Below are 24,797 nucleotides of genomic sequence, written 5' to 3'. Positions count from 1 at the left end.
AATCTCTCTAAATCTGTGCGCTATATCAGCAGTGTGAAGCTTATGCGCCGTTCTGCGCTACAAATTTCACAACAGCCTGTTCAAAACGTGCAAGCCCCTCATCAATATCGACCTGCTCTACAATCAAACTGGGCGCAAAACGCACTACATTTGGACCCGCCACCAATACCAGTAACCCTTCGCGTTCTGCTGCGGCTAATAGTGCGCCGGCCTGATCTTGATATTGTTTATGTAGTACCGCTCCTACCAACAAACCTTTACCGCGAACTTGAGCAAATACACCGTATTTTTCGCCTAAAATTCGTAGTTTTTCACGCAGGTATTCACCTTTTTCTACAACGCCTGCTAAAACCTCAGGAGTATTAATAATATCCAACACCGCCCCCCCCACGGCACAGGCCAGTGGATTACCACCAAACGTTGTACCATGGGTACCTACTGATAAATGCTGAGCATTCTGCTCTGTGGTTAACATCGCCGAAATAGGAAAGCCACCACCTAAACTTTTCGCTGTTGTCAATACATCAGGCGTCACACCATACAACTCATAAGCAAACAGCTTACCGGTACGACCAACACCTGTTTGCACCTCATCAAAAATCAGTAATGCATCGTACTTATCACACAGTGCGCGCACACCATCAAGGTAAGTCTGGTCAGCAGGTAATACGCCGCTCTCTCCTTGAATCGGCTCTAAAATCACCGCACAAGTGCGCTCAGAAATGGTGCGTTCCATTGCAGCTAAATCATTATAAGGCACATGAGTAATACCCTCTGGACGCGGCCCAAAACCTTCTGAATACTTAGGTTGACCACCCACATTCACAGTAAATACTGTACGACCATGAAAACTATTTACAGTCGAGATAATTTCATATTTTTGCTCACCAAAACGATCGTAAGCAACTTTACGTGCTAGCTTTAGTGCAGCCTCATTAGCTTCTGCACCTGAGTTACTAAAAAAGACACGATCAGCAAAGGTCGCTTCAGTTAATTTACGTGCCAAACGCAAAGCAGGCTCATTAGTAAACACATTAGATACATGCCATAACTGCTGAGCCTGCTGAGTTAAAGCAGCAACCAAAGCAGGATGGCAATGCCCCAAACCATTCACAGCAATACCACCGGACAAGTCGATCAGCTCGCGCCCACTTTGATCCCAGAGTCGCGACCCCACACCTCGTACTGGTACAAAGCCTGCTGGTGCGTAATTGGGCACCATAACTTGATCAAAATCAGCGCGACTCACTTGCGCCTCTTGAATGGACATGCCTACTCTCCCGGATAAAATCCTGTTGGTAAATAACCTACTTGAATAAATGAGTTGCGTTTAAACGCAATGCAATAGTTTAAACCCAGATCAATAAAAAAACGCACAACAAACATAAACTTTCTGCGTCATTGTAAATCCTGGCATCATCCCTGCTATCAATATTGCGGCCCTATAGTTTTCAACGATTGTATTCAAGCCCAAAGAACGAAAAACTCTTGCGCACTATACGCTACAGCATGCGCAAAACCGCTCACTCTGAGCGCCAACTTTATGCTTAAGCGAAAGAACTTAAGCCATTACCGCTCAGTCACCTATTTAAGTATGAAGCACCTACCTATGCTATTCACTCCAAACAAATACTCACTGCACTGTTTGGAACCATTGTAGGCTGCCATGCAAATGCACCACCTCTCCAACAATGATTAAGCTTGGGCTTTGCACTGCCTGACCTTCCATCCGTTGTTCAATATCCGCTAAAGTTCCCGTAAATACCCGTTGTTCTGGTGTCGTTCCACGCTCTATTAAAGCAATAGGTGTATCGCTACTTCGCCCATGAGCCATGAGCTGTTGGCAAATATTGGACAAACGACCTAAGCCCATATAAAACACTACAGTTTGTAATGGCACCGCCAATTCCAACCAAGGTAAATCCAATTCATTACCTATTGTATGGCCAGTAACAAAACGTACAGATTGTGCGTAATCTCTATGGGTTAAAGGAATGCCTGCATAAGTGGAGCAACCTGAAGCTGCTGTAATACCTGGCACGACTTGAAAGGGAATATGTTGCGCAGCCAGCTCGGCAATTTCCTCACCGCCACGACCAAAAATAAATGGATCACCACCTTTCAGACGCACAACCCTTCTACCTTGCTTAGCTAACTCAACCAAGCGTTGATTAATTTGCTCTTGCGGCACACTGTGTTCTGAGGCCTGCTTACCCACATACATCCGATCAGCATCACGCCGACACAGAGCCAAGATCGCCGGCGAAACCAACCGGTCATATAACACCACATCGGCTTGCTGCATTAAACGTAAAGCTTTAAAAGTCAACAGGTCAGGATCACCTGGACCAGCCCCCACTAAATACACTTCGCCACAGATCTGAGTGGATGCACTGTGAATTTTGTCAACTAGCAGCTGTTCAGCCTTTTGGGCACGCCCTGCAAACACATGCTCGGCAACCTGCCCTTGAAATACATCTTCCCAAAATACACGACGCGGCTGTACTTGAGGCAACCAAGCTTTAACTTGATCACGAAAGCGTGCAGCCAACTTAGCTAAATGCCCATAATTAGCTGGTAACAAAGTTTCAATTTTAGCCCGCACCAAACGCGCTAAAACAGGAGCTTGCCCCACAGTAGAAACAGCAACGATTAATGGCGAGCGATCCACAATGGTGGGAAAAATAATGCTAGATAAACATGGTAACCCCACCGCATAGACTGGGATACCTTGCTCTTGAGCCTGCTCAGCCACCTTGGTATTGACTGACATCTGATCGGTTACTGCTAAAACAAGGCTACACCCTCGCATATCTTCGGACTGATATGCTCGCCATAAACATTCGCCTTGCTGTCTTACAACGCGCTCTTGTAGCTCAACACTGATCGAAGGCGCAACTACGCGCACTCGTGCACCACTTTCCAATAAGACTTGTGCCTTTCGTAAAGCCAGCCTTCCACCACCAACTAGTAGCACATTACGCCCTCGCAGCTTGTGAAATAACGGCAAACAATCCATCAAAACTCCCTTGCGAAAAACAATCTTGCAGTGTGCACCACCGGCTCAAGACAGCACTAAATTGACCATATATGCTGCTGCCAATAAAAAAGCGACTCAACTGTAGCCAAGTCGCTTTTGTTTGTTTTCAATCATTAAACAAGCACGATCATACTGCTCATGCCTTAGCAAATAATATCCATCCCCCCCATATATGGGCGTAACACAGTTGGAACCGTAATACTGCCATCAGCCTGCTGATTGTTTTCAATCACTGCAACCAAAGTGCGCCCTACTGCCAAACCTGAACCATTTAAAGTATGTACCAACTCCGTTTTTCCAGTTTCAGGATTACGATAGCGCGTCTGCATACGGCGCGCTTGGAAGTCCGTGCAGTTTGAGCACGAAGAGATCTCACGGTATTTATCTTGGCTCGGAATCCAAACTTCTAAATCATAAGTTTTGCTGGCACCAAACCCCATATCTCCAGTGCAGAGCGCCATCACACGATAAGGTAACTCTAATGCTTGCAAAACTTTCTCAGCATGGCCAGTTAACTCTTCGAGTGCCGCCACGGAAGTCTCAGGCGTAACAATTTGTACCAATTCAACCTTATCAAACTGGTGCTGACGAATCATCCCCCGCGTATCTCGGCCTGATGCGCCTGCCTCACTACGGAAGCATGGACTATGTGCAACCATTTTAATTGGTAATTGCGTAGCATCTAAAATTTCACCAGCAACAGTGTTGGTTAAAGAAACCTCTGCTGTCGGGATCAAATACAAGGGGGCTTGCTCATCACGCTCAACACGGAATAGGTCTTCTGAAAACTTAGGCAATTGACCTGTACCTTGCAACGCAGAAGCTTGTACCAAATATGGCGTGTAAGTTTCTTGATATCCATGCTCAGCAGTATGCAAGTCCAGCATAAACTGTGCTAATGCGCGATGCAGACGTGCGATGCCACCTCTCATAACAGAAAAACGTGCACCAGATAATTTAGACGCAGCCTCGAAATCTAAACCCTTAATGCCTTCGCCTAACGCCACATGATCTTGTACTGGAAACTCAAAAGTACGCGGCGTACCCCACTTGCGCACCTCAACATTATCCTCTTCATCCGCACCTTGCGGCACTGTTGCTTCTGGCAAGTTTGGTATATCTAAAGCTATCGCATCAAGCTCAGCCTGAACAGCATCTAGTTCACGTTTACCGGCTTCTAGCTCACCACCTAACTGCTCTACCTGGGCAAGTAATGGTGCAATATCTTCACCACGTGCTTTAGCTTGACCAATCGACTTAGAACGACTGTTACGCTCAGCCTGCAACTGCTCAGTACGCACCTGCACTTCTTTACGCTTGCCTTCTAAGCTTTCTAAACGAGCAACATCCAAAGTATAACCTCGCGTAGCTAAACGCTCAGCGATTTCTTGCGGTTGGGTACGTAACAGTTTTGAATCAAGCATAAAAGTATCCGTTCTTACAGAGAAAATTTAACCAGCGCCAAACCCAAACCAGTAGCTAATAAACCACCGAACAAGGTGACGCCCATATAAAATAAAGCATGCATGAACTGCCCATCGATCAACATGCGCAGCGCATCCAAAGAAAATGTAGAAAACGTGGTAAAACCGCCTAACAAACCGGTCATCAACAACAGTTTGAGCACCTCTGAAGCCCCAGGGCGCCCAATAAACCAGGCAAAAACACAACCGATTAAAAAGCAACCAACGATATTAACGAAAAGTGTTGCAATGTGCAGCTGCGTTGGCCAAATAGTAGCTACAGCGAGTCCCACAAAATAGCGTAAAACACTACCCAATGCCCCCCCTAAAGCAACCACTACTAGGTCACTCATTTCACTGCTCGCCGCTGCTTAGAACTTTGAGCATCAAGCCGTTTCAAATACTGCAGCTTTTCACCTATTTTGATCTCCAAGCCTCGAGTTGCCGGCTGATAATACTGACGCGGCATTAAAGCCTCAGGAAAATAATCCTCTCCTGCCGCATACGCCTCAGGCTCATCATGAGCGTAACGGTATTCATCACCGTAACCTAACTCTTTCATCAGTTTGGTTGGCGCATTACGCAAATGAATAGGCACTTCTAAAGAACCAAATCCTTGCGCATCACGCCGCGCAGCGTTATAAGCCATATAAACCGCATTACTTTTTGGCGCACAAGCTAAATAAACAATGGCTTGCGCAATGGCTAACTCACCTTCTGGACTCCCTAAACGTTCTTGGACATCCCAAGCGGAAACACATAAAGTCAACGCACGAGGATCCGCATTGCCAATGTCTTCACTGGCCATACGTACTACGCGCCGTGCAACATACAACGGATCACAACCGCCATCGAGCATACGAGTATACCAATACAGCGCAGCATCCGGATTAGAGCCCCGTACAGACTTGTGCAGCGCAGAAATTTGATCGTAAAAAGCCTCGCCACCTTTATCAAAGCGGCGCATGCTGTCCCCTAGTACATTTCCGAGCAACTCACTGTCAATACAGGCACCATCCTCCACAAGATCCGCTGCATTTTCTAGTAGGTTCAATAAGCGACGCGCATCACCATCGGCAGCACGCAACAACAATTCCTGTGCTTCAGATGTAATGGACAACTGACGCTCCCCCAAACCTCGCGCCTCATGTAAAGCCCGGGTGATCAGCTGCTGGAGCGCTGTATCGTCAAGACTTTGTAAAACATAAACACGAGCACGAGATAACAATGCATTATTTAATTCAAAGGACGGATTTTCAGTTGTGGCACCGATAAAAATAAAAGTACCATCTTCTACATAAGGTAGAAACGCATCTTGCTGACCTTTATTAAAGCGATGAACTTCATCCACAAATAAAATACTACGCCGGCCGTACTGCGCAGCCTGCTGCTTGGCCTCCTGCACCGCCTCACGAATTTCTTTGACGCCAGACAGTACGGCCGACAGCGTAATAAAATGTGCATCTGTTACTTGTGCCAATAAGCGCGCCAAAGTAGTTTTACCTACACCTGGCGGCCCCCAGAAGATCATCGAATGCAAGGCACCTTGCTCTAAAGCCTCACGTAGCGGCTTACCTACAGCTAAAATATGCTGCTGACCAACATATTCCTCCAGCGAACTGGCACGCAAACGAGCAGCTAACGGCTGGGCAATAGGCTCACAGCTAAAGAGTTGCACACCTACTCCTCAATCACATCAACACCATCCGGTGCTGTAAAAACAAACTCACTGGCAGCCACAGGCTCATTCACCGTTACAGCCGTAAATAAAATATTGGTACGTTGCCCCACTGCGTCTAATAATTGCATGTCATTAATCACACCATTACGAAAAGACAAACGCAAGGTATCAAAGAGTGTGTCTTTAGCCGTTGGTGTTAGCGTAAAATCAATCATTGTTCCAGCTTCTTGATAGCTAATCGCAAAGTTCTCGCTAATTTTGGACACATCGCCAGATAACAATAAGGCAGGCGTGTGAGTTAAGCGCTGATCCATTTTCTGAACTGTCACCTGCATTAAATCCGGATCATACAACCACACTTTTTCACCATCGGACACTAACAATTGCTCCAGTGGCGGATCTGTATGCCAACGAAATAAACCTGGGCGCTGCAACACCATCTGACCTGTCGCTTCCTGCAGCTGCGTGCCGGTGGCATCTAAGGTTAACTGAGAAAAGCCACCACTAATAGTTTGTGTTTTGCTTAACAGCTCACTTAGCTTATTCGCCGAGTACTGTTGCTGTGCTTCGTTGGCCTGTACAGTTTGCGGTACAACGAACACAGCACTGCACATAACACTGCCCAACAACCCGAGTAAACCTTTATATAATGTGCGCATCGTTCATCTCTTTTATCTGAGTTGCGAAATAGGTCCTAAGTTGGACAAGTGAAACGCAAAAACATTCTCAACTAATCACGCACGGGCGGTGGTGCTATCACTTCTCGCGCCCCGTTATGACCTGCGGCCGAAACTACGCCCGCTGCTTCCATCGCTTCCACCATTCGTGCCGCTCGGTTATAACCCACTCTAAATTTGCGTTGCACCGAGGAAATCGATGCGCGGCGCGATTCAGTAACAAAATTCACCGCCTCATCATACAGAGGATCATCTTCACTACTACTATCACCCTCACCATCAAAACCACTACCGGAATCTTCAACACCAGCCAAAATATCCTCAATATAATCGGGTGCACCGCGCAACTTCCAAGCATCAACCACACGATGCACCTCATCATCAGAAACAAACGCACCATGCACACGAACCGGTAAGCTGGTTCCTGGCGGCAAGTAAAGCATATCACCGTGACCTAACAACTGTTCTGCTCCACCCTGATCCAGAACAGTGCGTGAATCAATTTTACTGGACACTTGGAATGCAATACGGGTTGGGATATTAGCTTTAATCAACCCCGTAATGACATCCACCGAAGGACGCTGAGTCGCTAAAATCAAATGAATACCGGCAGCTCGAGCTTTTTGTGCAATACGTGCAATCAGCTCTTCTACTTTTTTACCGACCACCATAATCATGTCAGCAAACTCATCCACGACCACTACAATCGTTGGCAGTTTGTCTAACAACGGCACTTCATCATCAATATTTTCACGCTTAAATAGTGGGTCTTCTAATGGTACACCCGCCTCGATACCTTCTTTCACTTTCCGATTAAAACCGGCAAGATTACGCACCCCCATCGCTGACATCAATTTATAGCGACGCTCCATTTCAGCAACACACCAACGTAATGCATTAGCCGCTTCACTCATATCTGTTACGACCGGACACAATAAGTGCGGAATACCTTCATAGATCGACAACTCCAGCATTTTTGGGTCAATCATAATCAATCTCGCCTCTTCCGGCGTTGACTTAAACAACATCGATAGAATCATTGCATTGACCCCTACCGACTTACCCGACCCTGTGGTACCTGCAACCAGTAAGTGTGGCATTTTAGCCAAATCCGCAATGATTGGCTGACCACCAATATCGTGCCCTAAGGCAACGGTCACTGGTGACTTCGCTTCGGTGAACTCCGGAGTTTCAATCACTTCCGAAAAGCGCACGATTTGACGATCCTCATTGGGCACTTCAATTCCCACAGTGGTTTTCCCTGGAATCACCTCTACAACGCGCACACTGATCATTGCCATAGAGCGCGCAAGATCTTTCGCTAGGTTAGTAATGCGACTCACCTTCACACCTGGAGCTAGCTGAATTTCAAAACGTGTCACTACAGGCCCTGGATGTACCGACTCCACTTCTACCTGCACACCAAACTCTTTGAGCTTCGCTTCAAGCAAATGTGACATTTCTTGCAGCGACTCTTCTGAATAGCTCGGTTTAACTTTTTCAGCCTTATCCAATAATGAAAATTCAGGCAAAGTATCAAGCACCTCTGCACTCGCGGCACCTTCAACAACCTTGGCCTGCTTGCTCGACTGCGGTTTACTCTCAACTGTTTCAGCAAGAGGAATTACAGGCACGCTCACTACGGGCTCTCGACGCTCAGCTTTCACACTTTTATCAGCCATCACTTTAGATACTGGCTGCTGTTCCACACCGTCCTCGAGCGGCACTGCCTTACTTATAGCTTCATGCTTTTGCTCATAAAGCTGTTGCTTTTCCTGCTTGCGCTCCTGTACTTCACCCAAAGTATTCTGCAACCACTCTTTAACCCAAACACTGGCACGCAAAGTGATCTCACCAATACCATCCATAATTTTAAACCACGATAAATTGGCATACACCGTTAAACCAAAAAGGAAGCAAGCCAATAACAATAAGGTTGTGCCTTCCACATTAAGCACACCAACCAAACCCTGCCCCAACGCCTCACCCAAAATATTAAAATTCTGTGGAGCAAGCTCAGGGACAGGGAAGTGAATGTGCGCTAGTGCAGCTCCCGAACACAATAAAAAAACAAAGCCAAAAGCACGCAAGGCAAACAACCAACCGTTCCAATGCATACGCTCATATCGGTTTTGAAAAACCAAGACCGTTTTCAGCATTAAAACCAAAGGAAAAAGCCAAGCAAAATAACCTAACAGGCTAAATAGCACGTCAGCGATCCAAGCACCAATAGCCCCCCCCGCATTAGCCACCGTATCACTAGGCGCAATACTGTTAGTAAAGCTAGGATCATTGGCATCAAAGGTTAGTAATGCCATCCACAAATAAATACAAAGCACCGCTAAAAGGATCAGCCCGCCTTCTTTAAGGCGCAACTGAGCCTGCTGCTTCCACGTGGATTGTTCAGGTTTGCTTGCTGTATTCTTCAAAAAAGCATCCTAAGTGGCCTAAATAAAATAAGGCTCATCAAAAATATAATCACAAAAGTATTCAACAACAGGTCATTGTACGTATTTAGTTTAGCCATTTCATCTATAGCTGCTACCAGCCAAGACTATTGAACCCATAGATGTTTTTTTCATTCATTTAACCTATCTTATGAACTGATTTGTCACCTATATTATTCTAAGGTTGCAGCTTTCACCGACCCTCACACTTGCTTTAAGGTCCCTTATGTTAACTTGGCTTGATCGTGCATCACTTGACTTCCCTCCCCTGCACACAGCATTACGCGAACCCAATGGTTTGCTTGCCGGTGGCGGCGACCTATCCTGCTCACGTTTGATTGCAGCCTATCGTCATGGCTGCTTTCCTTGGTACTCCGAGGGCCAACCTTTGCTTTGGTGGTCACCGGATCCTCGAACAGTCTTATTACCAGATAAACTGCATATATCCCGCAGTTTGCGCAAAGTACTACGCAGTAATAAGTTTCATGTGACCTTTGACTACAACTTTACAGAAGTAATCCGTGCTTGCGCTGCACCTCGCGATAATTACGGCACCTGGATTACTGAAGCGATGCAGGCAGCCTATACTGAACTACACCAACAAGGGTATGCGCATTCCGTAGAAGTATGGCAAGCCAATCAACTTGTTGGTGGCTTATACGGCATTGCCATAGGCCAGTTGTTTTTTGGCGAATCCATGTTTAGTCATGTCAGTAACGCCTCCAAAGTAGGCTTTGCCTCCTTAATTACAACCCTTAAGAACGCTGGCTTTGTATTAATTGATTGCCAAATGCCAACTGCACACCTAATGAGCCTTGGTGCAGAAAACATAGCTCGCATAGACTTTGCTGATTATTTAGCTCGCTATATAGAGTCACCCAACCGTATGCAATGGTCCTCTACCGAGATTATTACGAGCACAATTTTAGAATGAGATCCTTACAACTTTACCTTACGCAAGAGCACCCTTGCAGTTATTTATCAGGTTTAAATGCGAGCTCTATCTTTATTGACCCAGAAGAACCGATCACTGCCGAACTGTATAGCCAACTCATAGAGCAAGGATTTCGCCGCAGCGCTGACAGTATCTACCGCCCTCACTGCGGCCCCTGCACGGCTTGTATTTCAGTGCGCATTCCTGTACATCAATTCAAGCCCAGCTCTTCACAAAAAAAGATTCTACGCCGCAATCAGGACCTAAGCGTAACAATTACTAAAAGCCAATTTACCAACGAGCACTACGCTCTTTATAAGCACTATATTGAACACCGTCACGCTGATGGTGATATGTATCCACCAAGCATCGAGCAATTTAAAAGTTTTTTAACCTCTGATTTCGAGTTTGTACGCTTTTACGAGTTTCGACTCGACAAAAAATTGCTTGCTGTAGCAGTCACTGATGTGCTGCCATCGGGTTTATCGGCTATGTATACCTTCTTTAGCCCTGATGAACAGCGCCGCAGCCTAGGCCGTTTTTGTATTTTATTCCAAATCCAAGAAGCTTTACGCCTAGACCTACCTCACCTTTATCTCGGTTACTGGGTCAAAGATTGCTCTAAGATGAACTATAAAACCCAATATCAGCCATTAGAGGGGTTTACTGAGCAGAACTGGCAAGCGCTCATTGCTTAATTTATATACACTACAACGGATATTTTGCAATTATATTGATATCTGCATGATCAGGTTTGGTCTTTTCTGCTGAAATACGGCATAATACCTACCGACTTTTGCCTGCCGCACTGAAAGCGCCAGGTTTTTATTTGTATTTTGAGGGTTATACTGCATGTCGAAAGAAGACAGTTTCGAAATGGAAGGCACTGTCGTTGACACCCTGCCTAACACCATGTTCCGTGTGGAGTTAGAGAATGGGCACGTCGTAACTGCACATATCTCTGGGAAAATGCGTAAAAACTACATTCGCATTTTAACCGGTGATAAAGTCCGTGTTGAAATCACTCCTTATGATTTAAGCAAAGGCCGCATCACTTACCGCGCCCGCTGATTCATAGAGCAATAGCTAAACCGCTATTACAAGACGGTACTCGCCAATGGCTAGTGCCGTTTTTTCTGTTAAAAATATCTACGCTTATCCTAATGCAACGCTCCCAGCACTGATTGCAGTAAACAACTCACCTAAACGACCGCAAAACGCGAGACGGCTCAGCAACAATGCGCTGAACCGTTTCCATTAGATTAGAATTTCATATCAACTCGCGCCCACCAGGTGCGGCCGACTTCATTGACTCGCGTATCTGCTGACAAGCCAAACGCATCATTACCACCCAAATTCAGATGTTCGCTGTACTTTTTATCAAACAGGTTGTCCACGCCAGCACTGACTTTCCAGTTTTGACTCAAGCGGTAAGCAGTGTTTAGTGAGAACACGCCAAAACCTGAGCTTCCCCCGAAGTCTCTACCTACCACATTACCGCGCCCCTCATCGATACGGTTTTGCGCAGCAACCACACGCCATAAAGCGGCGCTACTGAAGTCGCCCTGCTCATAACTCATACTAAAACGTGCTTCCAGCGGTGGAATTTGTGGCATAGCACGACCATCAGAACTGTTTTTACCATAGGCATACGCCAAGCTGGCATCAGCTTTCCAGCCCGGCGCAAAGCGATGTGAACCGCCCAGCTCACCGCCCATAATGCGGGCATCAATATTCTCAACCTGAGAGCCATTGTTTGTATAAGTGAACATTAAATAATCACGCACTTGCCCCACATAGGCAGATGCCCACACTTCAACAGGACCTTGCTGGTACTGAATTCCAAAGTCCACTTGGGTGGTTTTCTCTGGATTAGCTGATACAAAAGCACTTGGCGTATCTGTCCAGCTACCGTTAGCTCCTGCAGCAGAGAACAACTCCCAGTAATCCGGTATGCGCTGAGCATGACCTAGACCAATATAAGCAGTGGCAGGAATGCTTTGCAGATCGTTTTCATAGCGCACAAAGGCACTCGGTAAGGTTTCTGTTCTGTTTTTATTGGCGGTAGGGTTAGGCGTACAGCTCGCCGACTCTGGACATGTGGGAATCATGCGTCGCATGGCAAGGTAGTCACGGTGATCTTCAACTTTATGACGATCCACACGCAGACCACTGATCAAACGCTCATTGTCAGTCAATAACCAAGTCAATTCACCAAACACACCCCACTGGTTAAACTCAGCATCTTTAACCATGTTTGAATGCGGGCGTCCCATTTTATTAGCTGCACCTCCAGTACGAGCACGCAACCTATGCTCACTGGTTAAGCCATCCACCCCAGTCACCAGCTCAAAATCACTCCACTGCCAAGTGCTTTTAATGCGCCACCCTAAAGTGCGGGTATCCACTTGGGTAGCCATTGGCATTTTGCCCGCAGCCGTTCTACGCAGCTTATAGTTGTCCATAATATGGTCGGCGTAGTTGTAATACACCTGCGCTTCTAAGCTGGCCCAAGTATCGGAAAGATTTTCCTGCTTAAAGCGCAGCGCCACACTCTCACGTAAAAACTGCGTGCCATCCATCCCACGCCCAGCGTAGCGGGACTCACCATCACCACGCCCCACTGTGAGTTCTAATAAGGTATTGTCGCCTGGCGTCCAACCCACAACAAAATCACTGTTCCACTTATTCCAACGGGAAGGCACGCGATCACCATCACCGTCGTTGTAGTCGTGGGCTTTGGAAGCATTGGCAATTATCCGCACATAACCTTCTTGACTGCCAATCGCACCATCAATATTACGGTCGAAACGCCGATTGGAACCCACCTGCACACTACTGTTTAAGCGATAATCCGGCTTATCAAACTGCTCAGGGCCACGCTCAAACAGTACTGTTGCCGCTGAACTGCCTGCCCCCCACTGCACAGTTTGCGGTCCTTTAATAACAGTGAGCTCATCGTAACTGCCTGGGCTGATATAGGAGCTGGGCGAGTCCATACGGCTGGGGCAGGCACCCACCATCTCACCGCCATTGGTCAGCAATTTTAATCGTGAACCAAACATACCGCGAAACACCGGATCACTGTTAACCCCACCGCTGCGCAGCGCAGAGAAACCAGGAATTGTTTTTAAATAGTCGGCACCATCACTAGCAGGTACAGGCTGACGAGGAATACGCGGATCTGTTACCACCTTAATAGGAGATTGTTGCGCTACACCTGTAATCACCATAGGTGTTAACTGCAATTCATCAGCCTGTGCTGATACCGTGATCACGCAACCCAGTAATGCGGCATGAGCCCAAATAAGACCTTGTGTTAAAGATGTTAATTTAAAGCACTGAGTTGGACGCACGCTTTGAGTTGTCTGTCTTGACATAGAACTATCCGTTATTCATTTCAATAAAGTTACGGCCCATTAGAACCAACTGTTTTCAATTGAATAACGCAATAGGTGGTGCACGAGAATAATGCAAGCTATGAGCAGCAGCTTGTATTCGAACAAACCTTGGCAAGGCTGTTGACCAATGCATCACTGGCGGTATAGCCAACATGCACAAGAATACTAAACTCAACAGAGGGTTGACGGTTAACAAATCGCAATAACCGCACATTTCTAAGTCCCTTATCCACTGTGGCACCCCCTCCAGAGCAGACCTATGCCCCATAAAAGCATGATAATCCAAGCTGTGTACAGACTCATACTCGCCTAGATGCTGAGCATCAGCTGTCTGTTTAGACTCTGTAGACATAACAAAAGAGTCATATTCTTGCTGTAAAGCTTGGATACCGCTGATAAGTGGCCCTATATGGATCAGCAGCATGGCAAAAAAGCCCAACCAAACCGCCCAAGCATTATTAGGATTTTGTTTTACCACAGATACTCCCTTCTATTACAGAACCCTAATCCAACGCATTAAAATCAAAGTCAAATCATCGCACTTTTTCTGCTCTCAGCATCGTGACAGACTGTCGCACAGAAACATCGCTCAACAAAAAATAACTAATATTTTAAAAAAATCAGAATAATCAACCCTTAAAAACAATAAAAAAAGTGATTAACACCATTTAATCATCATTGCTTGCAATAAAAACCACACAAATGTAGTTTTACCCTTATATCTACGGTCTACAGCGTTAACTTGCTGCGCACCTCACCATGCTTCACTGCTGCTAACATTTAAGGACCCCATTCATGTCGATGCTGAAAAAACCTTCCGCAAAATATCGCGCACACCCTGTACTGCACTTACCCGACCGCACCTGGCCCAACAACAGCATTACTCGAGCACCGATTTGGTGCAGCTCAGATTTACGCGATGGTAATCAATCGCTGATTGAGCCCATGAGCCCAGAAAAAAAATTGCGCTTCTTTAAAACGCTAGTGGACGTTGGCGTTAAAGAAATTGAGGTGGCTTTCCCCTCTGCCTCACAAACTGATTTTGATTTTGTGCGCTTACTGATTGAAGAGGGTCACATTCCTCAAGACACCACCATCCAAGTCTTAACTCAAGCACGTGAAGACCTAATTGCTCGCACTTTTGAATCTCTAAAGGGCGCACCTAAAGCAATTGTGCATATGTACAATGCTGTATCCCCTGCATTCCGCCGCATCGTCTTCAATCAAGATAAAGCAGGCGTTAAAGCCATTGCTATACATGCTGCACAGTTGTTTAAAAAATATGCTGCCCAACAGCCGGAAACCCAGTGGACCTTCCAGTACTCACCAGAAACTTTTAGCGCCACAGAAACGCCTTTTGCGGTTGAGGTCTGTAATGCCGTGTTAGACGTATGGCAACCCTCTGCCGAAAATAAGGTTATTTTAAACTTACCTGCAACCGTAGAAGTAACCATGCCCAATGTATATGCCGACCAAATTGAATACTTTGCTCGCCATATCAATCACCGTGAAAATGTAATCATTAGCTTACACACACATAATGACCGAGGCACAGGTGTAGCAGCTAGTGAGCTCGGGATACTGGCTGGTGCTGACCGCGTAGAAGGTTGTTTATTTGGCAATGGTGAGCGTACTGGAAACGTTGACTTAGTGACCTTGGCACTTAATCTATACACCCAAGGAATAGATCCACAGCTGGACTTCTCTGATATCGATGCAGTACGTAAAGTTGTTGAAGAGTGCAACCAACTGCCTGTACATCCTCGCCACCCTTATGCAGGCGACTTGGTGCACACTGCATTCTCAGGCTCTCACCAAGATGCAATTCGCAAAGGCTTTGCTCAGCACAAGCCCGGCGATATTTGGGAGGTTCCTTATCTACCCATTGATCCAGCCGATATCGGCCGTGACTATGAAGCTGTGATTCGCGTAAACAGTCAGTCTGGCAAAGGCGGAGTTACCTATTTACTGGAGCAAGAATACGGCCTGCAGTTACCACGCCGCATGCAAATTGAGTTCAGCCAAGTGATTAAAGCTGAAACAGACCGCTCTGGCCTAGAAGTCAGTGCAGAAAAAATTTATAACTTACTCGAAAAAGAGTATCTGCAGTCCGCCACTCCTTACACGCTGCACAAACATCGTGTACAAGAAGACCGTAACAGCTGCTTTTTAACCACTGAAGTACATATTGAGGGCAACCCCCAAACTTGGACAGGTGAGGGTAATGGCCCATTGGAAGCCTTGATCGCCAGCCTTCCAGTTGCTGCAGAAATTATGGATTTTAATCAACATGCCATCGGCAGTGGCAGTGATGCAAAGTCCGCTGCATACATTGAACTGCGCTTGCCAGAGCAACGCCCAGTTTTCGGTGTAGGTATCGACAGCAATATCACAACTGCTAGTGTGCGTGCGGTTTTCAGCGCATTAAACCGTGCTCTGGCTTCAGCTTAAGAAACAGTTAAGCAATCAGCCTAAATATTTTAAACCTCAAAAAAAAAGCCCTTATCCATAATATAAGATAAGGGCTTGAACAGTAGCGACTTAACATCTACTGCAACATCAATTACGCTTGCGCTTTAGCCGCAGCTTCCTTGATGAGTGTCTGCAACTCACCACTGGCATGCATTTCAGTGATGATATCGCAACCACCTACTAGCTCACCGTTAACCCATAACTGCGGAAAGGTTGGCCAGTTTGCGTAAGCTGGTAAATTCGCACGGATGTCTGGGTTTGCAAGAATATCAACATAGGCAAATTTTTCACCACACGCCATAACAGCTTGAGTCGCACGCTGAGAAAAACCGCACTGCGGCGCGTTCGGAGAACCTTTCATATACAGCAAGACCGGATTGTTTTCGATCTGGTCTTTAATAGTTTCGATGATATCCACTATTCACCTCGACAAATGTTTAATTCATTGAGCCCACTTGTTTATGAGCACCTGTCACGCATTCTAGCCTAAAACCTAGTGCAACGCTCTGTTTTAGGTTAAGAAAAATCAAGTAAAGATGTTTACTCTGCTGACGCAGTACGCAAAGATGCCTCAATCATAACCTTTAATACAAGAGAGCAACTCAGCAAAGACTGACGAGGTTTGCACAACCCCCCCTTTACCTTATAAGATTCGTCCTTAATTCAATTGAGCCGCAAGCACAGCATTGCCAACATCAGAACAAGGCTGCGCTGTTTTTCCCCTTTATTCGGTACCAATCAGTATGGATAAGCAAGGTCCTTTGTTAAGCCTTAACGATTTAAGTTGCGGCTATCAAAATCAAATCATTGTCGAAGATCTTAATCTACATTTGAATACCGGTGATATCGGCTGCTTACTCGGCCCTTCTGGCTGCGGAAAAACCACAACGCTACGTGCAATTGCCGGCTTTGAACCGATTCTTAAAGGCTCTATTACCTTAGACGGCAACACTCTTTCTCGCCCTAACTTTACTTTAGCTCCAGAAAAACGTCGCATTGGTATGGTTTTCCAAGACTACGCCCTGTTTCCACATCTAAGCGTAGAAAACAATATCGCTTTTGGAATTCGTAAAAACCCGCAAGCCAAGCGTATTACTCAAGAACTTTTGGAGCTAGTCAAGCTAGATCAACTGGGCAAGCGCTATCCCCACGAACTCTCTGGCGGACAACAACAGCGTGTCGCTTTGGCTCGCGCCCTAGCCCCCGAACCCAGTCTATTGTTAATGGACGAGCCTTTCTCCAACCTTGATGGTGAGCTACGCCGTCGACTCAGCCAAGAAGTGCGCGACATTCTCAAACACCGTGGCACCAGCGCTATTCTTGTCACTCATGACCAAGAAGAAGCTTTTGCCATGAGTGATAATATTGGCGTTTTTAATAAAGGCCGACTAGAGCAATGGGATTCACCCTTTAACCTCTACCATGAACCACTCACACCGTTCGTTGCTAGCTTTGTTGGTCAAGGTTATTTTATTCGTGGACAAATGCTAACCAATGACAGCGTACAAACTGAGTTGGGAGTTATTCGCGGTAATCGAGCCTATAACTGGGCCGCAGGCAGTACCGTTGATGTTTTATTGCGCCCTGACGATATAATCGACTCACCAGAAAGCCCACTAAAAGCACGCATCATCGGTAAAACTTTTTTAGGTGCAGCCACCTTATACCGCTTAGAACTACCCACTGGCAATCAATTGGAAGCTATTTTCACCAGCCACATTGACCACTTCCTAGGTGAAGAAGTTGGCATTGCCGTGGCTGCCGACCACCTCGTAGCCTTTGCCACACCTGGAACTGTTGCCGCGCACAGTAATTTACCAACGTCTGATAAACGCCACTATAGTATCAGCGCTGATAGCCATTAGGAGATTGGCCTAGCACTATATCAACTCAACGTATTGCCCTCGTGTCAGCTTAAGCAAATCATCTGCCGCTAACTCAACATCTAAACCACGACGCCCAGCGCTGATATAAATAGTGGAGAAGCGCTGAGCACTGTCATCTATAAAGGTACGCAATGCTTTCTTTTGCGCCAACGGACTGATACCACCCACTAAATACCCAGTTATTCGTTGTGCTAATTGAGGAGCGGCCATTTCAACTTTTTTCACACCTGCATGGCTAGCTAACGCTTTTAAGTTAAGCTGCACAGCAACAGGCAATACCGCAACCAAAAGTTCTCCGTTATCAGTTTGAACCAACAAAGTTTTAAAAACCTGTTCAGCATCTAGACCGAGCTTCTCCGCTGCTTCAAGCCCGTAAGAATCACACCCTGCATCATGCTTATAACTATGCAGTTGATATACAATTCGCTGTTTCTTTAATAAATTAATCGCTGGTGTCATCGCTCAGCCTTAAATAAAATCCATCATCCAGTGCACACAAAACGTGCGCCAACCTAAAGGTAATACTGTCTTACTTTACAAATACACACTTACCAACATACAACAATGAATGTATATTAGCCGGTTAAGTTAAAACACGCTGCATTTACCCCTAAAGCAGTGCATAATTAGGCCCACTTAATCCGTATTAACGTGCCCTTTACTGTGCAGTGCTGTCAAAATGCTAACTAGGAATAATTTTATGACCCGCCTTTCATCAAGCGCTATTGCTGCTGTCTTGACTCTTACTTGTGCATTTTTACTAAGTGCTTGTGAGCAAAAGCCAGAATCTGCGGCAAACCAAGAACGACCTGCACCTAAAGCTGGCTTCGTTATTCTGTCAGCAGAACCTTACACTTTAACTAGCGAATTACCTGGTCGAACAGCTGCTTACCGTATTGCTGAAGTGCGTCCACAAGTCAACGGCATTATCCAAAAACGCTTATTTAAAGAAGGTAGCGATGTCAAAACCAACCAACAACTTTACCAAATCGACCCTGCTATTTATGACGCAAATTTAAAAACTGCACAAGCAGATTTACTGGCAGCTCGAACCTTGGCTGAGCGTTATAAAAAACTTGTCGATCAACGAGCTGTCAGCCGCCAACAATACGACGATGCTCATGCCAAACGTTTAGCAGCAGAAGCAGCCCTCGAGCGAGCCAAAATTGAACAACGCTATACTCGTGTTCTCGCGCCTATTTCAGGACGTATCAGTCGCTCTATGGTGACCGAAGGTGCTTTAGTCAGCAATGGCCAAGCTCAAGAACTGGCTACTATCCAACAGTTGGATCCTATTTATGTTGATGTAACGCAGTCAGCCAATGAGCTATTACGCTTACGCCGCGAACTAGAAAGTGGTCAACTAGAAAAAGCAGGTGAAAACGCAGCGCAAGTCAAGCTCAAACTACAAGACAACAGTACCTACCCCCACCAAGGCCGATTAGAGTTCTCCGAAGTGTCTGTAGACGCTGGCACAGGCTCAGTGACCTTGCGCGCTGTATTTCCTAACCCAGACAATCTCTTATTACCTGGTATGTTTGTCCATGCTAGTTTAATCAGTGGTGTTCAAAGTCAAGCAATCCTAGCCCCACAGCAAGGTATCACCCGCAACCCTAAAGGTGAGCCTACTGCTTTAGTACTGACCGATGACAACATCGTTGAATTGCGTCATTTAAAAGCAGAACGTACTGACGGTAGTCGCTGGCTCGTCACCGAAGGTCTACAAGAAGGCGATCGTTTAATCACTGAAGGTCTTCAATTTATTCAGCCTGGCGCAAGTGTTGACCCTTACCCTGCTAGCAACGTAGATAACGCTAAAGCAGCTGAAAACGCTACAAACCAAGCTCAATAAGGAATTACTTTTATGTCAAATTTCTTTATTGACCGCCCCATTTTCGCGTGGGTTCTATCCCTCGTCATTATGTTAATTGGTGGTCTTGCCATTCTTAAACTACCGGTTAACCAATACCCAAGCATTGCACCACCTTCGGTTAGTATCTCGGTACGTTACCCTGGTGCTTCCGCACAAACAGTACAAGACACTGTAGTGCAAGTGATCGAACAACAGATGAGTGGTCTCGATGGACTGCGCTATATCTCTTCTGAAAGCCATTCTGATGGTAGCATGCGCATCAACATCTCTTTTGAACAAGGTGTTGATCCGGATACAGCTCAAGTACAAGTCCAGAACAAATTACAGCTGGCAACCCCCATGCTGCCCCAGGAAGTGCAACAACAAGGAATCCGTGTAGCTAAATCGGCTAGCAACTTCTTAATGGTCGTGGCCATCACATCTGAAGATGGCAGTATCGACCGTTACGACCTTGCTGACTACACCGTTTCCAATATCCAAGACCAAATCTCACGTACCGCTGGGGTCGGTGACTTCCAAGTGTTTGGTGCCCCCTACGCCATGCGCATCTGGCTTGACCCAGCCAAACTCACTAACTTTGCAATGACTCCTTCGGATGTTGCTGCAGCAGTCCGTGAGCAAAACGTACAAATTTCCTCAGGACAACTTGGTGGTTTGCCTGCCTTACCTAACCAGCAACTGACTGCAACCATTATTGGTAAAACCCGACTCGAGACACCTGAACAGTTTGAAAACATCTTACTTAAAGTCAATCAAGACGGTTCACAAGTTCGCTTAAAAGATGTTGCTCGTGTCGAATTAGGCGGGGAAAATTACAGTACCAGTGCTGAGTACAATGGTAGACCAGCAACGGGTATCGGGATTAAGTTAGCCACTGGTGCCAATGCCCTAGAAACTTCTAGAGCTGTGCGTGCAACTTTGGCTGAACTTGAGCCATTCTTCCCGCCAGGCATGGTAGCTGTTTTCCCACATGACAGCACTCCAGTTATTTCCGCTTCTATTAAAGGGGTTGTTGTCACCTTAGCTGAAGCTATTGTCTTGGTTTTCTTAGTCATGTATTTATTCTTACAAAATATACGTGTCACTTTGATCCCAGCCTTAGCTGTACCTGTCGTTATTTTAGGCACCTTTGGAGTGCTAGCAGCCTTCGGCTACAGCATCAACACCTTAACAATGTTTGCGATGGTACTCTCGATAGGTCTCTTAGTGGATGACGCCATTGTTGTGGTAGAAAACGTTGAACGGGTAATGGCCGAAGAAGGTTTGTCACCTGTTGAAGCAACCCGAAAGTCAATGAAACAGATCCAAAGCGCGCTCGTGGGTATAGGCTTAGTTTTATCAGCCGTGTTTATTCCTATGGCATTTTTTGAAGGTTCAACGGGGCAAATCTACAAACAGTTTTCGGTCACCATTGTTTCAGCCATGGTTCTATCTGTTTTGGTTGCCTTAATCTTTACCCCAGCACTCTGTGCCACCATGCTGAAGCCAATTGAGAAAGGCAGCAACTTAGAAAAGCGTGGATTCTTTGGTTGGTTTAATCGCTCCTTCCAAAGCGGTGTAAAAAAATATGAGCGCGGTGTAGCAGCTATCATCCAACGCAAAGCACCGTACCTCCTGATGTACCTAGTGTTAATTGCCGTCATGGGTTGGATGTTCACCAAAATCCCAACATCTTTCTTACCCGATGAGGATCAAGGCGTAATTTTTGCCCAAGTGCAATCACCTACAGGCTCTACTTCAGAACGCACCTACGAAATGGTGAAAGAGATGCGTGATTACTTCCTTACCAAAGAAAAGGACATTGTTGATACCGTCTTTACCATCAGTGGTTTTAACTTTGCCGGTCGTGGACAAAATTCAGCAATGGCCTTTATTGGGTTAAAACCTTGGGATGAGCGCACAACAGAAGCACAAAGTGTTTTCGCTTTAGCACAACGCGCACAACAACACTTCTTCTCCTTGCGTGATGCTTTGGTGTTTGCCTTTGCACCACCTGCTGTTATGGAGTTGGGTAATGCCACAGGGTTTAATATGTTCTTACAAGACCGCGCTGGCGTCGGTCATGAAGCACTGAGTCAAGCTCGCGATCAGTTTTTAAAACTGGCCAATGCTGACCCACGCCTCACCCAAGTACGCGCCAACGGCTTACGTGATGAGCCACAGTATAAGTTGGTCATTGATGATGAAAAAGCTATCGCTATGGGCCTATCACTCAACGACATCAACCAAACACTCTCCTCCGCCTGGGGAAGTAGCTATATCAATGATTTCATTGATCGTGGTCGAGTAAAAAAGGTCTTTATGCAGGCAGAAGCTGATGCCCGTATGAACCCAGAAGACCTAGAGAAGTGGTTTGTTCGCAACAACCAAGGTGAAATGATCCCCTTCAGCAGCTTTGCCCATGGCGAGTGGGTCTATGGTTCACCTAAACTGTCGCGCTATAACGGTGTGCCGGCCATGGAGATTTTAGGTAGCCCCACACCCGGTTACAGCTCCGGTGATGCCATGTTAGCGGTCGAAGAATTGGCGAAAGAACTGCCTCCCGGTGTTGGTGTATCTTGGACGGGGCTTTCTTATGAAGAACGTCTCTCAGACGGCCAAGCGCCCGCACTTTATGCTCTCTCACTACTGGTTGTCTTTTTATGCTTAGCAGCCATGTACGAGAGTTGGTCAATTCCCTTTTCTGTCATGCTGGTTGTACCTTTAGGTGTAATCGGTGCCCTACTGGCAACCTACGGGCGCGGCCTATCAAATGACGTATACTTCCAAATTGGCTTATTAACCACTATTGGTTTATCGGCACGTAACGCAATTTTAATTGTGGAGTTTGCCAAGTCATTACATGAGCAAGGTATGAGTCTCACCGCGGCGGCCGTAGAAGCTAGCCGTATTCGTTTACGTCCTATTATCATGACCTCGCTGGCTTTCGTCTTAGGTGTAACACCTTTAGCTATTGCCACAGGTGCTGGCGCAGGAAGTAAACATGCCATTGGTACTGGTGTTATTGGCGGGATGCTCACGGCAATGTTTTTGGCTATTTTCTTTGTGCCATTGTTTTATGTCGTTGTAGGCTCTTTATTCAAATCAGCCTCTGATAAAAAACTGGAGGATACAAAATGAAGCGTACCGCACTAGTCGCAGCGCTTACAGTGGCCCTCACCGGTTGCTCATTGGCTCCAAGCTATCAGCAGCCCGAGGCTCCCGTTGCTGAACAATGGGACAATACAGACCAATACAGCGCAGTTACCCCTCCGCATTGGCGCGACTTCTTCGCTGATCCTATTTTACAGGATCTAATCGAAACGGCTCTAAAGAATAATCGCGACCTGCGTATTGCTGCACTAAATGTCGATGCCTTCCGCGCTCAATACCGTATTGAACGTAGCGCACAGTTTCCATCCATAAATGCTAGCGGAGGCGCCAACCGCCAGCGCTTACCCGGCTCGATGACTGCAGATGGCAATTCCGCTATTACCAGTCAATATTCAGCCAATCTAGGTATCACCGCTTGGGAGCTCGACTTATTTAACCGCTTAGGTAACTTAAGTGAACAAGCCTTAGAAACCTACTTTGCCAGCGAACAAGCTCAGCGCAGCACCCAACTGAGCCTTATTGCCAGCGTCGCCACAGCATGGTTAAATCTGCAAGCAGACCAAGAAACGCTTGCCTTAGTACGCGATACTTTAGCAACTTATGAGGACAGCCTTAGACTGGTTGAGCACAGCTATGATGTCGGTATTGCAACCCTACTGGAGCTACAACAAGCACGTACTGCCGCGAATAGTGCGCGCATCAGCTTAGCGCAATTTGAACGCCAAACCGTGCAAAGCCGTAATGCCCTAAACCTGCTGCTCGGTGGAACACCTCGAACAAACCTATTGACTCCCGTACCCTTAAGTCATTTTGAGTTTGCAGAACTACCCGTTGGACTACCCGCACACTTACTACAACGTCGCCCTGATATCTTGCAAGCAGAACACCAACTTAAAGCAGCCCATGCCAATATCGGTGCAGCCCGTGCAGCATTTTTTCCTAGCATCAGTTTAACTACTCACGCTGGGAGCTTAAGTCCAGACTTATCCGGTCTTTTCGATGCTGGTAGCGGTTCATGGTTGTTTATGCCAAGCATTAACCTGCCTATTTTTAATGCCGGCCGTCTGCGCGCGAACTTAAATTACAGTGAAATCCAAAAAGATATCAATGTGGCACACTATGAAAAAGCTATTCAAACTGCTTTTCAAGAAGTGGCTGACGGCTTAATTGAACGCACAACCTACAAGCAACAATTAGCTGCACACGACGAAATGGTGCAGACCAGCGAGGAATACTATGCCCTCGCCGATCTACGTTACCGTGAAGGAGTAGATAATCAATTAACCTTACTAGATGCACAACGACTGTTGTTTGATGCCAAACAGAAGCGCATCAATACACACTTTGCTAAGTTAGCTAGCGAAATCAACCTTTACAAAGCCTTAGGTGGCGGTTACAGCCAAGAGCTTTAAGTGTTACTGGGCAACAAAAAACGGGCACCCTGTTTATACAGTTGCCCGCTTTTATTACCAACTATATTATCAAAATCGCGTAAGACCTCGTACTTTTAGTGCGGGGATGGATAGTGAGGGCTGCTTTTAACCCCTTAACAGACTGCTAAAGTCTTTGCAGTATAGGTTGTCACTGGTATTGTATACAGTATGATAAAGCACACCAAAACATTAAAAGTTCGAGTACAAGATAGGCATGTGCCCTTGCTAAATCGCATGGCTCGCAGCGTCAATTTCGTCTGAAACTTTGTCAATGAATTAAGTCAACGCTCGATTAAAGAGCGTGGTGTGTTTTTGTCTGCGTATGATATGCATCCCTACACAAAGGGCGCAGGTAAAGAGCTTGGCCTGCACAGCCAAACCTTACAGTGCATTGCAG

General features: G+C 46.3%; 19 protein-coding genes. 8 read left to right on the top strand and 11 right to left on the bottom strand.

What is annotated here, in order from left to right; translation table 11 throughout:
* Positions 1-40: 40 nt before the first annotated feature.
* From TOI97_RS08330 to TOI97_RS08300, 7 genes are all read right to left on the bottom strand, one after another.
* Positions 41-1,270, bottom strand: coding sequence for an aspartate aminotransferase family protein (locus TOI97_RS08330; RefSeq protein ID WP_321553664.1), 1,230 nt, complete (start codon positions 1,268-1,270; stop codon positions 41-43).
* Positions 1,271-1,633: 363 nt separating this feature from the next.
* A complete protein-coding gene (cysG, locus tag TOI97_RS08325) occupies positions 1,634-3,019 on the bottom strand; it encodes a siroheme synthase CysG (RefSeq protein ID WP_321553663.1) in 1,386 nt (461 codons plus the stop codon).
* Positions 3,020-3,183: 164 nt separating this feature from the next.
* On the bottom strand, positions 3,184-4,464 hold the full coding sequence (serS, locus tag TOI97_RS08320) for a serine--tRNA ligase (RefSeq protein ID WP_321553662.1): 1,281 nt from the start codon (positions 4,462-4,464) through the stop codon (positions 3,184-3,186).
* Between the two features lie 14 nt (positions 4,465-4,478).
* Positions 4,479-4,856 carry a fluoride efflux transporter CrcB gene (gene crcB / locus TOI97_RS08315; RefSeq protein ID WP_321553661.1) on the bottom strand — a complete coding sequence of 126 codons (378 nt, stop codon included), beginning with the start codon at positions 4,854-4,856 and terminating at the stop codon, positions 4,479-4,481.
* Entirely contained in the window at positions 4,853-6,181 is a 1,329-nt protein-coding gene (locus tag TOI97_RS08310; protein WP_321553660.1) for a replication-associated recombination protein A, read from the bottom strand. The genes crcB and TOI97_RS08310 overlap by 4 nt, the downstream gene beginning before the upstream one ends.
* A 2-nt stretch (positions 6,182-6,183) precedes the next feature.
* Positions 6,184-6,843, bottom strand: coding sequence for an outer membrane lipoprotein chaperone LolA (gene lolA, locus TOI97_RS08305; protein ID WP_407651338.1), 660 nt, complete (start codon positions 6,841-6,843; stop codon positions 6,184-6,186).
* Positions 6,844-6,914: 71 nt separating this feature from the next.
* Positions 6,915-9,290 (bottom strand): DNA translocase FtsK, encoded by a 2,376-nt coding sequence (locus TOI97_RS08300; protein ID WP_321553659.1) that lies wholly within the window; start codon positions 9,288-9,290, stop codon positions 6,915-6,917.
* A gap of 244 nt (positions 9,291-9,534) precedes the next feature.
* Between TOI97_RS08300 and aat the strand changes: the two genes are divergently transcribed.
* The 3 genes from aat (at position 9,535) to infA (ending at position 11,313) form a co-directional block, all read left to right on the top strand.
* Entirely contained in the window at positions 9,535-10,242 is a 708-nt protein-coding gene (gene aat / locus TOI97_RS08295) for a leucyl/phenylalanyl-tRNA--protein transferase (protein WP_321553658.1), read from the top strand.
* Positions 10,239-10,940, top strand: coding sequence for an arginyltransferase (locus TOI97_RS08290; RefSeq protein WP_321553657.1), 702 nt, complete (start codon positions 10,239-10,241; stop codon positions 10,938-10,940). The genes aat and TOI97_RS08290 overlap by 4 nt, the downstream gene beginning before the upstream one ends.
* A gap of 154 nt (positions 10,941-11,094) precedes the next feature.
* On the top strand, positions 11,095-11,313 hold the full coding sequence (gene infA, locus TOI97_RS08285) for a translation initiation factor IF-1 (RefSeq protein WP_022965546.1): 219 nt from the start codon (positions 11,095-11,097) through the stop codon (positions 11,311-11,313).
* 191 nt (positions 11,314-11,504) lie between these two features.
* Here the strand turns inward: infA and TOI97_RS08280 are convergent, their stop codons facing one another.
* Entirely contained in the window at positions 11,505-13,622 is a 2,118-nt protein-coding gene (locus TOI97_RS08280) for a TonB-dependent copper receptor (protein WP_321553656.1), read from the bottom strand.
* Positions 13,623-13,677: 55 nt separating this feature from the next.
* On the bottom strand, positions 13,678-14,121 hold the full coding sequence (locus TOI97_RS08275) for a DUF2946 domain-containing protein (protein WP_321553655.1): 444 nt from the start codon (positions 14,119-14,121) through the stop codon (positions 13,678-13,680).
* Between the two features lie 317 nt (positions 14,122-14,438).
* Between TOI97_RS08275 and leuA the strand changes: the two genes are divergently transcribed.
* Positions 14,439-16,094, top strand: coding sequence for a 2-isopropylmalate synthase (gene leuA / locus TOI97_RS08270; protein WP_321553654.1), 1,656 nt, complete (start codon positions 14,439-14,441; stop codon positions 16,092-16,094).
* A gap of 112 nt (positions 16,095-16,206) precedes the next feature.
* On the opposite strand, the gene grxD is transcribed toward leuA, so the two are convergent.
* The gene (gene grxD / locus TOI97_RS08265; RefSeq protein ID WP_321553653.1) at positions 16,207-16,533 is read right to left on the bottom strand and encodes a Grx4 family monothiol glutaredoxin; all 327 of its coding nucleotides are present in this window, start codon (positions 16,531-16,533) and stop codon (positions 16,207-16,209) included.
* Positions 16,534-16,858: 325 nt separating this feature from the next.
* On the opposite strand from grxD, the gene TOI97_RS08260 reads away from it, so the two are divergent.
* On the top strand, positions 16,859-17,980 hold the full coding sequence (locus tag TOI97_RS08260) for an ABC transporter ATP-binding protein (RefSeq protein WP_321553652.1): 1,122 nt from the start codon (positions 16,859-16,861) through the stop codon (positions 17,978-17,980).
* 15 nt (positions 17,981-17,995) lie between these two features.
* On the opposite strand, the gene ybaK is transcribed toward TOI97_RS08260, so the two are convergent.
* Entirely contained in the window at positions 17,996-18,460 is a 465-nt protein-coding gene (gene ybaK / locus TOI97_RS08255; protein WP_321553651.1) for a Cys-tRNA(Pro) deacylase, read from the bottom strand.
* Positions 18,461-18,701: 241 nt separating this feature from the next.
* Between ybaK and TOI97_RS08250 the strand changes: the two genes are divergently transcribed.
* The 3 genes from TOI97_RS08250 to TOI97_RS08240 are packed head-to-tail and all read left to right on the top strand — an operon-like array spanning position 18,702 to position 24,379.
* A complete protein-coding gene (locus tag TOI97_RS08250; protein WP_321553650.1) occupies positions 18,702-19,853 on the top strand; it encodes an efflux RND transporter periplasmic adaptor subunit in 1,152 nt (383 codons plus the stop codon).
* A gap of 12 nt (positions 19,854-19,865) precedes the next feature.
* Complete coding sequence (locus TOI97_RS08245) at positions 19,866-22,994, top strand: efflux RND transporter permease subunit (protein WP_321553649.1); 3,129 nt, start codon at positions 19,866-19,868, stop codon at positions 22,992-22,994.
* Entirely contained in the window at positions 22,991-24,379 is a 1,389-nt protein-coding gene (locus tag TOI97_RS08240; protein WP_321553648.1) for an efflux transporter outer membrane subunit, read from the top strand. Before TOI97_RS08245 ends, TOI97_RS08240 begins: the two co-directional genes overlap by 4 nt.
* Positions 24,380-24,797 lie beyond the last annotated feature (418 nt).

Source organism: Denitrificimonas halotolerans (assembly GCF_034259425.1).
Classification (GTDB): domain Bacteria; phylum Pseudomonadota; class Gammaproteobacteria; order Pseudomonadales; family Pseudomonadaceae; genus Denitrificimonas; species Denitrificimonas halotolerans.
This window is presented reverse-complemented; position numbering and strand designations above follow the sequence as displayed.

Coding starts and splice junctions, on each gene's coding strand:
- ybaK (WP_321553651.1), bottom strand. CDS start 18,460: ATGACACCAGCGATTAATTTATTAAAGAAACAGCGAATTGTATATCAA.
- TOI97_RS08240 (WP_321553648.1), top strand. CDS start 22,991: ATGAAGCGTACCGCACTAGTCGCAGCGCTTACAGTGGCCCTCACCGGT.
- infA (WP_022965546.1), top strand. CDS start 11,095: ATGTCGAAAGAAGACAGTTTCGAAATGGAAGGCACTGTCGTTGACACC.
- TOI97_RS08280 (WP_321553656.1), bottom strand. CDS start 13,622: ATGTCAAGACAGACAACTCAAAGCGTGCGTCCAACTCAGTGCTTTAAA.
- TOI97_RS08250 (WP_321553650.1), top strand. CDS start 18,702: ATGACCCGCCTTTCATCAAGCGCTATTGCTGCTGTCTTGACTCTTACT.
- TOI97_RS08260 (WP_321553652.1), top strand. CDS start 16,859: ATGGATAAGCAAGGTCCTTTGTTAAGCCTTAACGATTTAAGTTGCGGC.
- cysG (WP_321553663.1), bottom strand. CDS start 3,019: ATGGATTGTTTGCCGTTATTTCACAAGCTGCGAGGGCGTAATGTGCTA.
- lolA (WP_407651338.1), bottom strand. CDS start 6,843: ATGCGCACATTATATAAAGGTTTACTCGGGTTGTTGGGCAGTGTTATG.
- leuA (WP_321553654.1), top strand. CDS start 14,439: ATGTCGATGCTGAAAAAACCTTCCGCAAAATATCGCGCACACCCTGTA.
- TOI97_RS08290 (WP_321553657.1), top strand. CDS start 10,239: ATGAGATCCTTACAACTTTACCTTACGCAAGAGCACCCTTGCAGTTAT.
- crcB (WP_321553661.1), bottom strand. CDS start 4,856: ATGAGTGACCTAGTAGTGGTTGCTTTAGGGGGGGCATTGGGTAGTGTT.
- TOI97_RS08330 (WP_321553664.1), bottom strand. CDS start 1,270: ATGTCCATTCAAGAGGCGCAAGTGAGTCGCGCTGATTTTGATCAAGTT.
- TOI97_RS08245 (WP_321553649.1), top strand. CDS start 19,866: ATGTCAAATTTCTTTATTGACCGCCCCATTTTCGCGTGGGTTCTATCC.
- aat (WP_321553658.1), top strand. CDS start 9,535: ATGTTAACTTGGCTTGATCGTGCATCACTTGACTTCCCTCCCCTGCAC.
- serS (WP_321553662.1), bottom strand. CDS start 4,464: ATGCTTGATTCAAAACTGTTACGTACCCAACCGCAAGAAATCGCTGAG.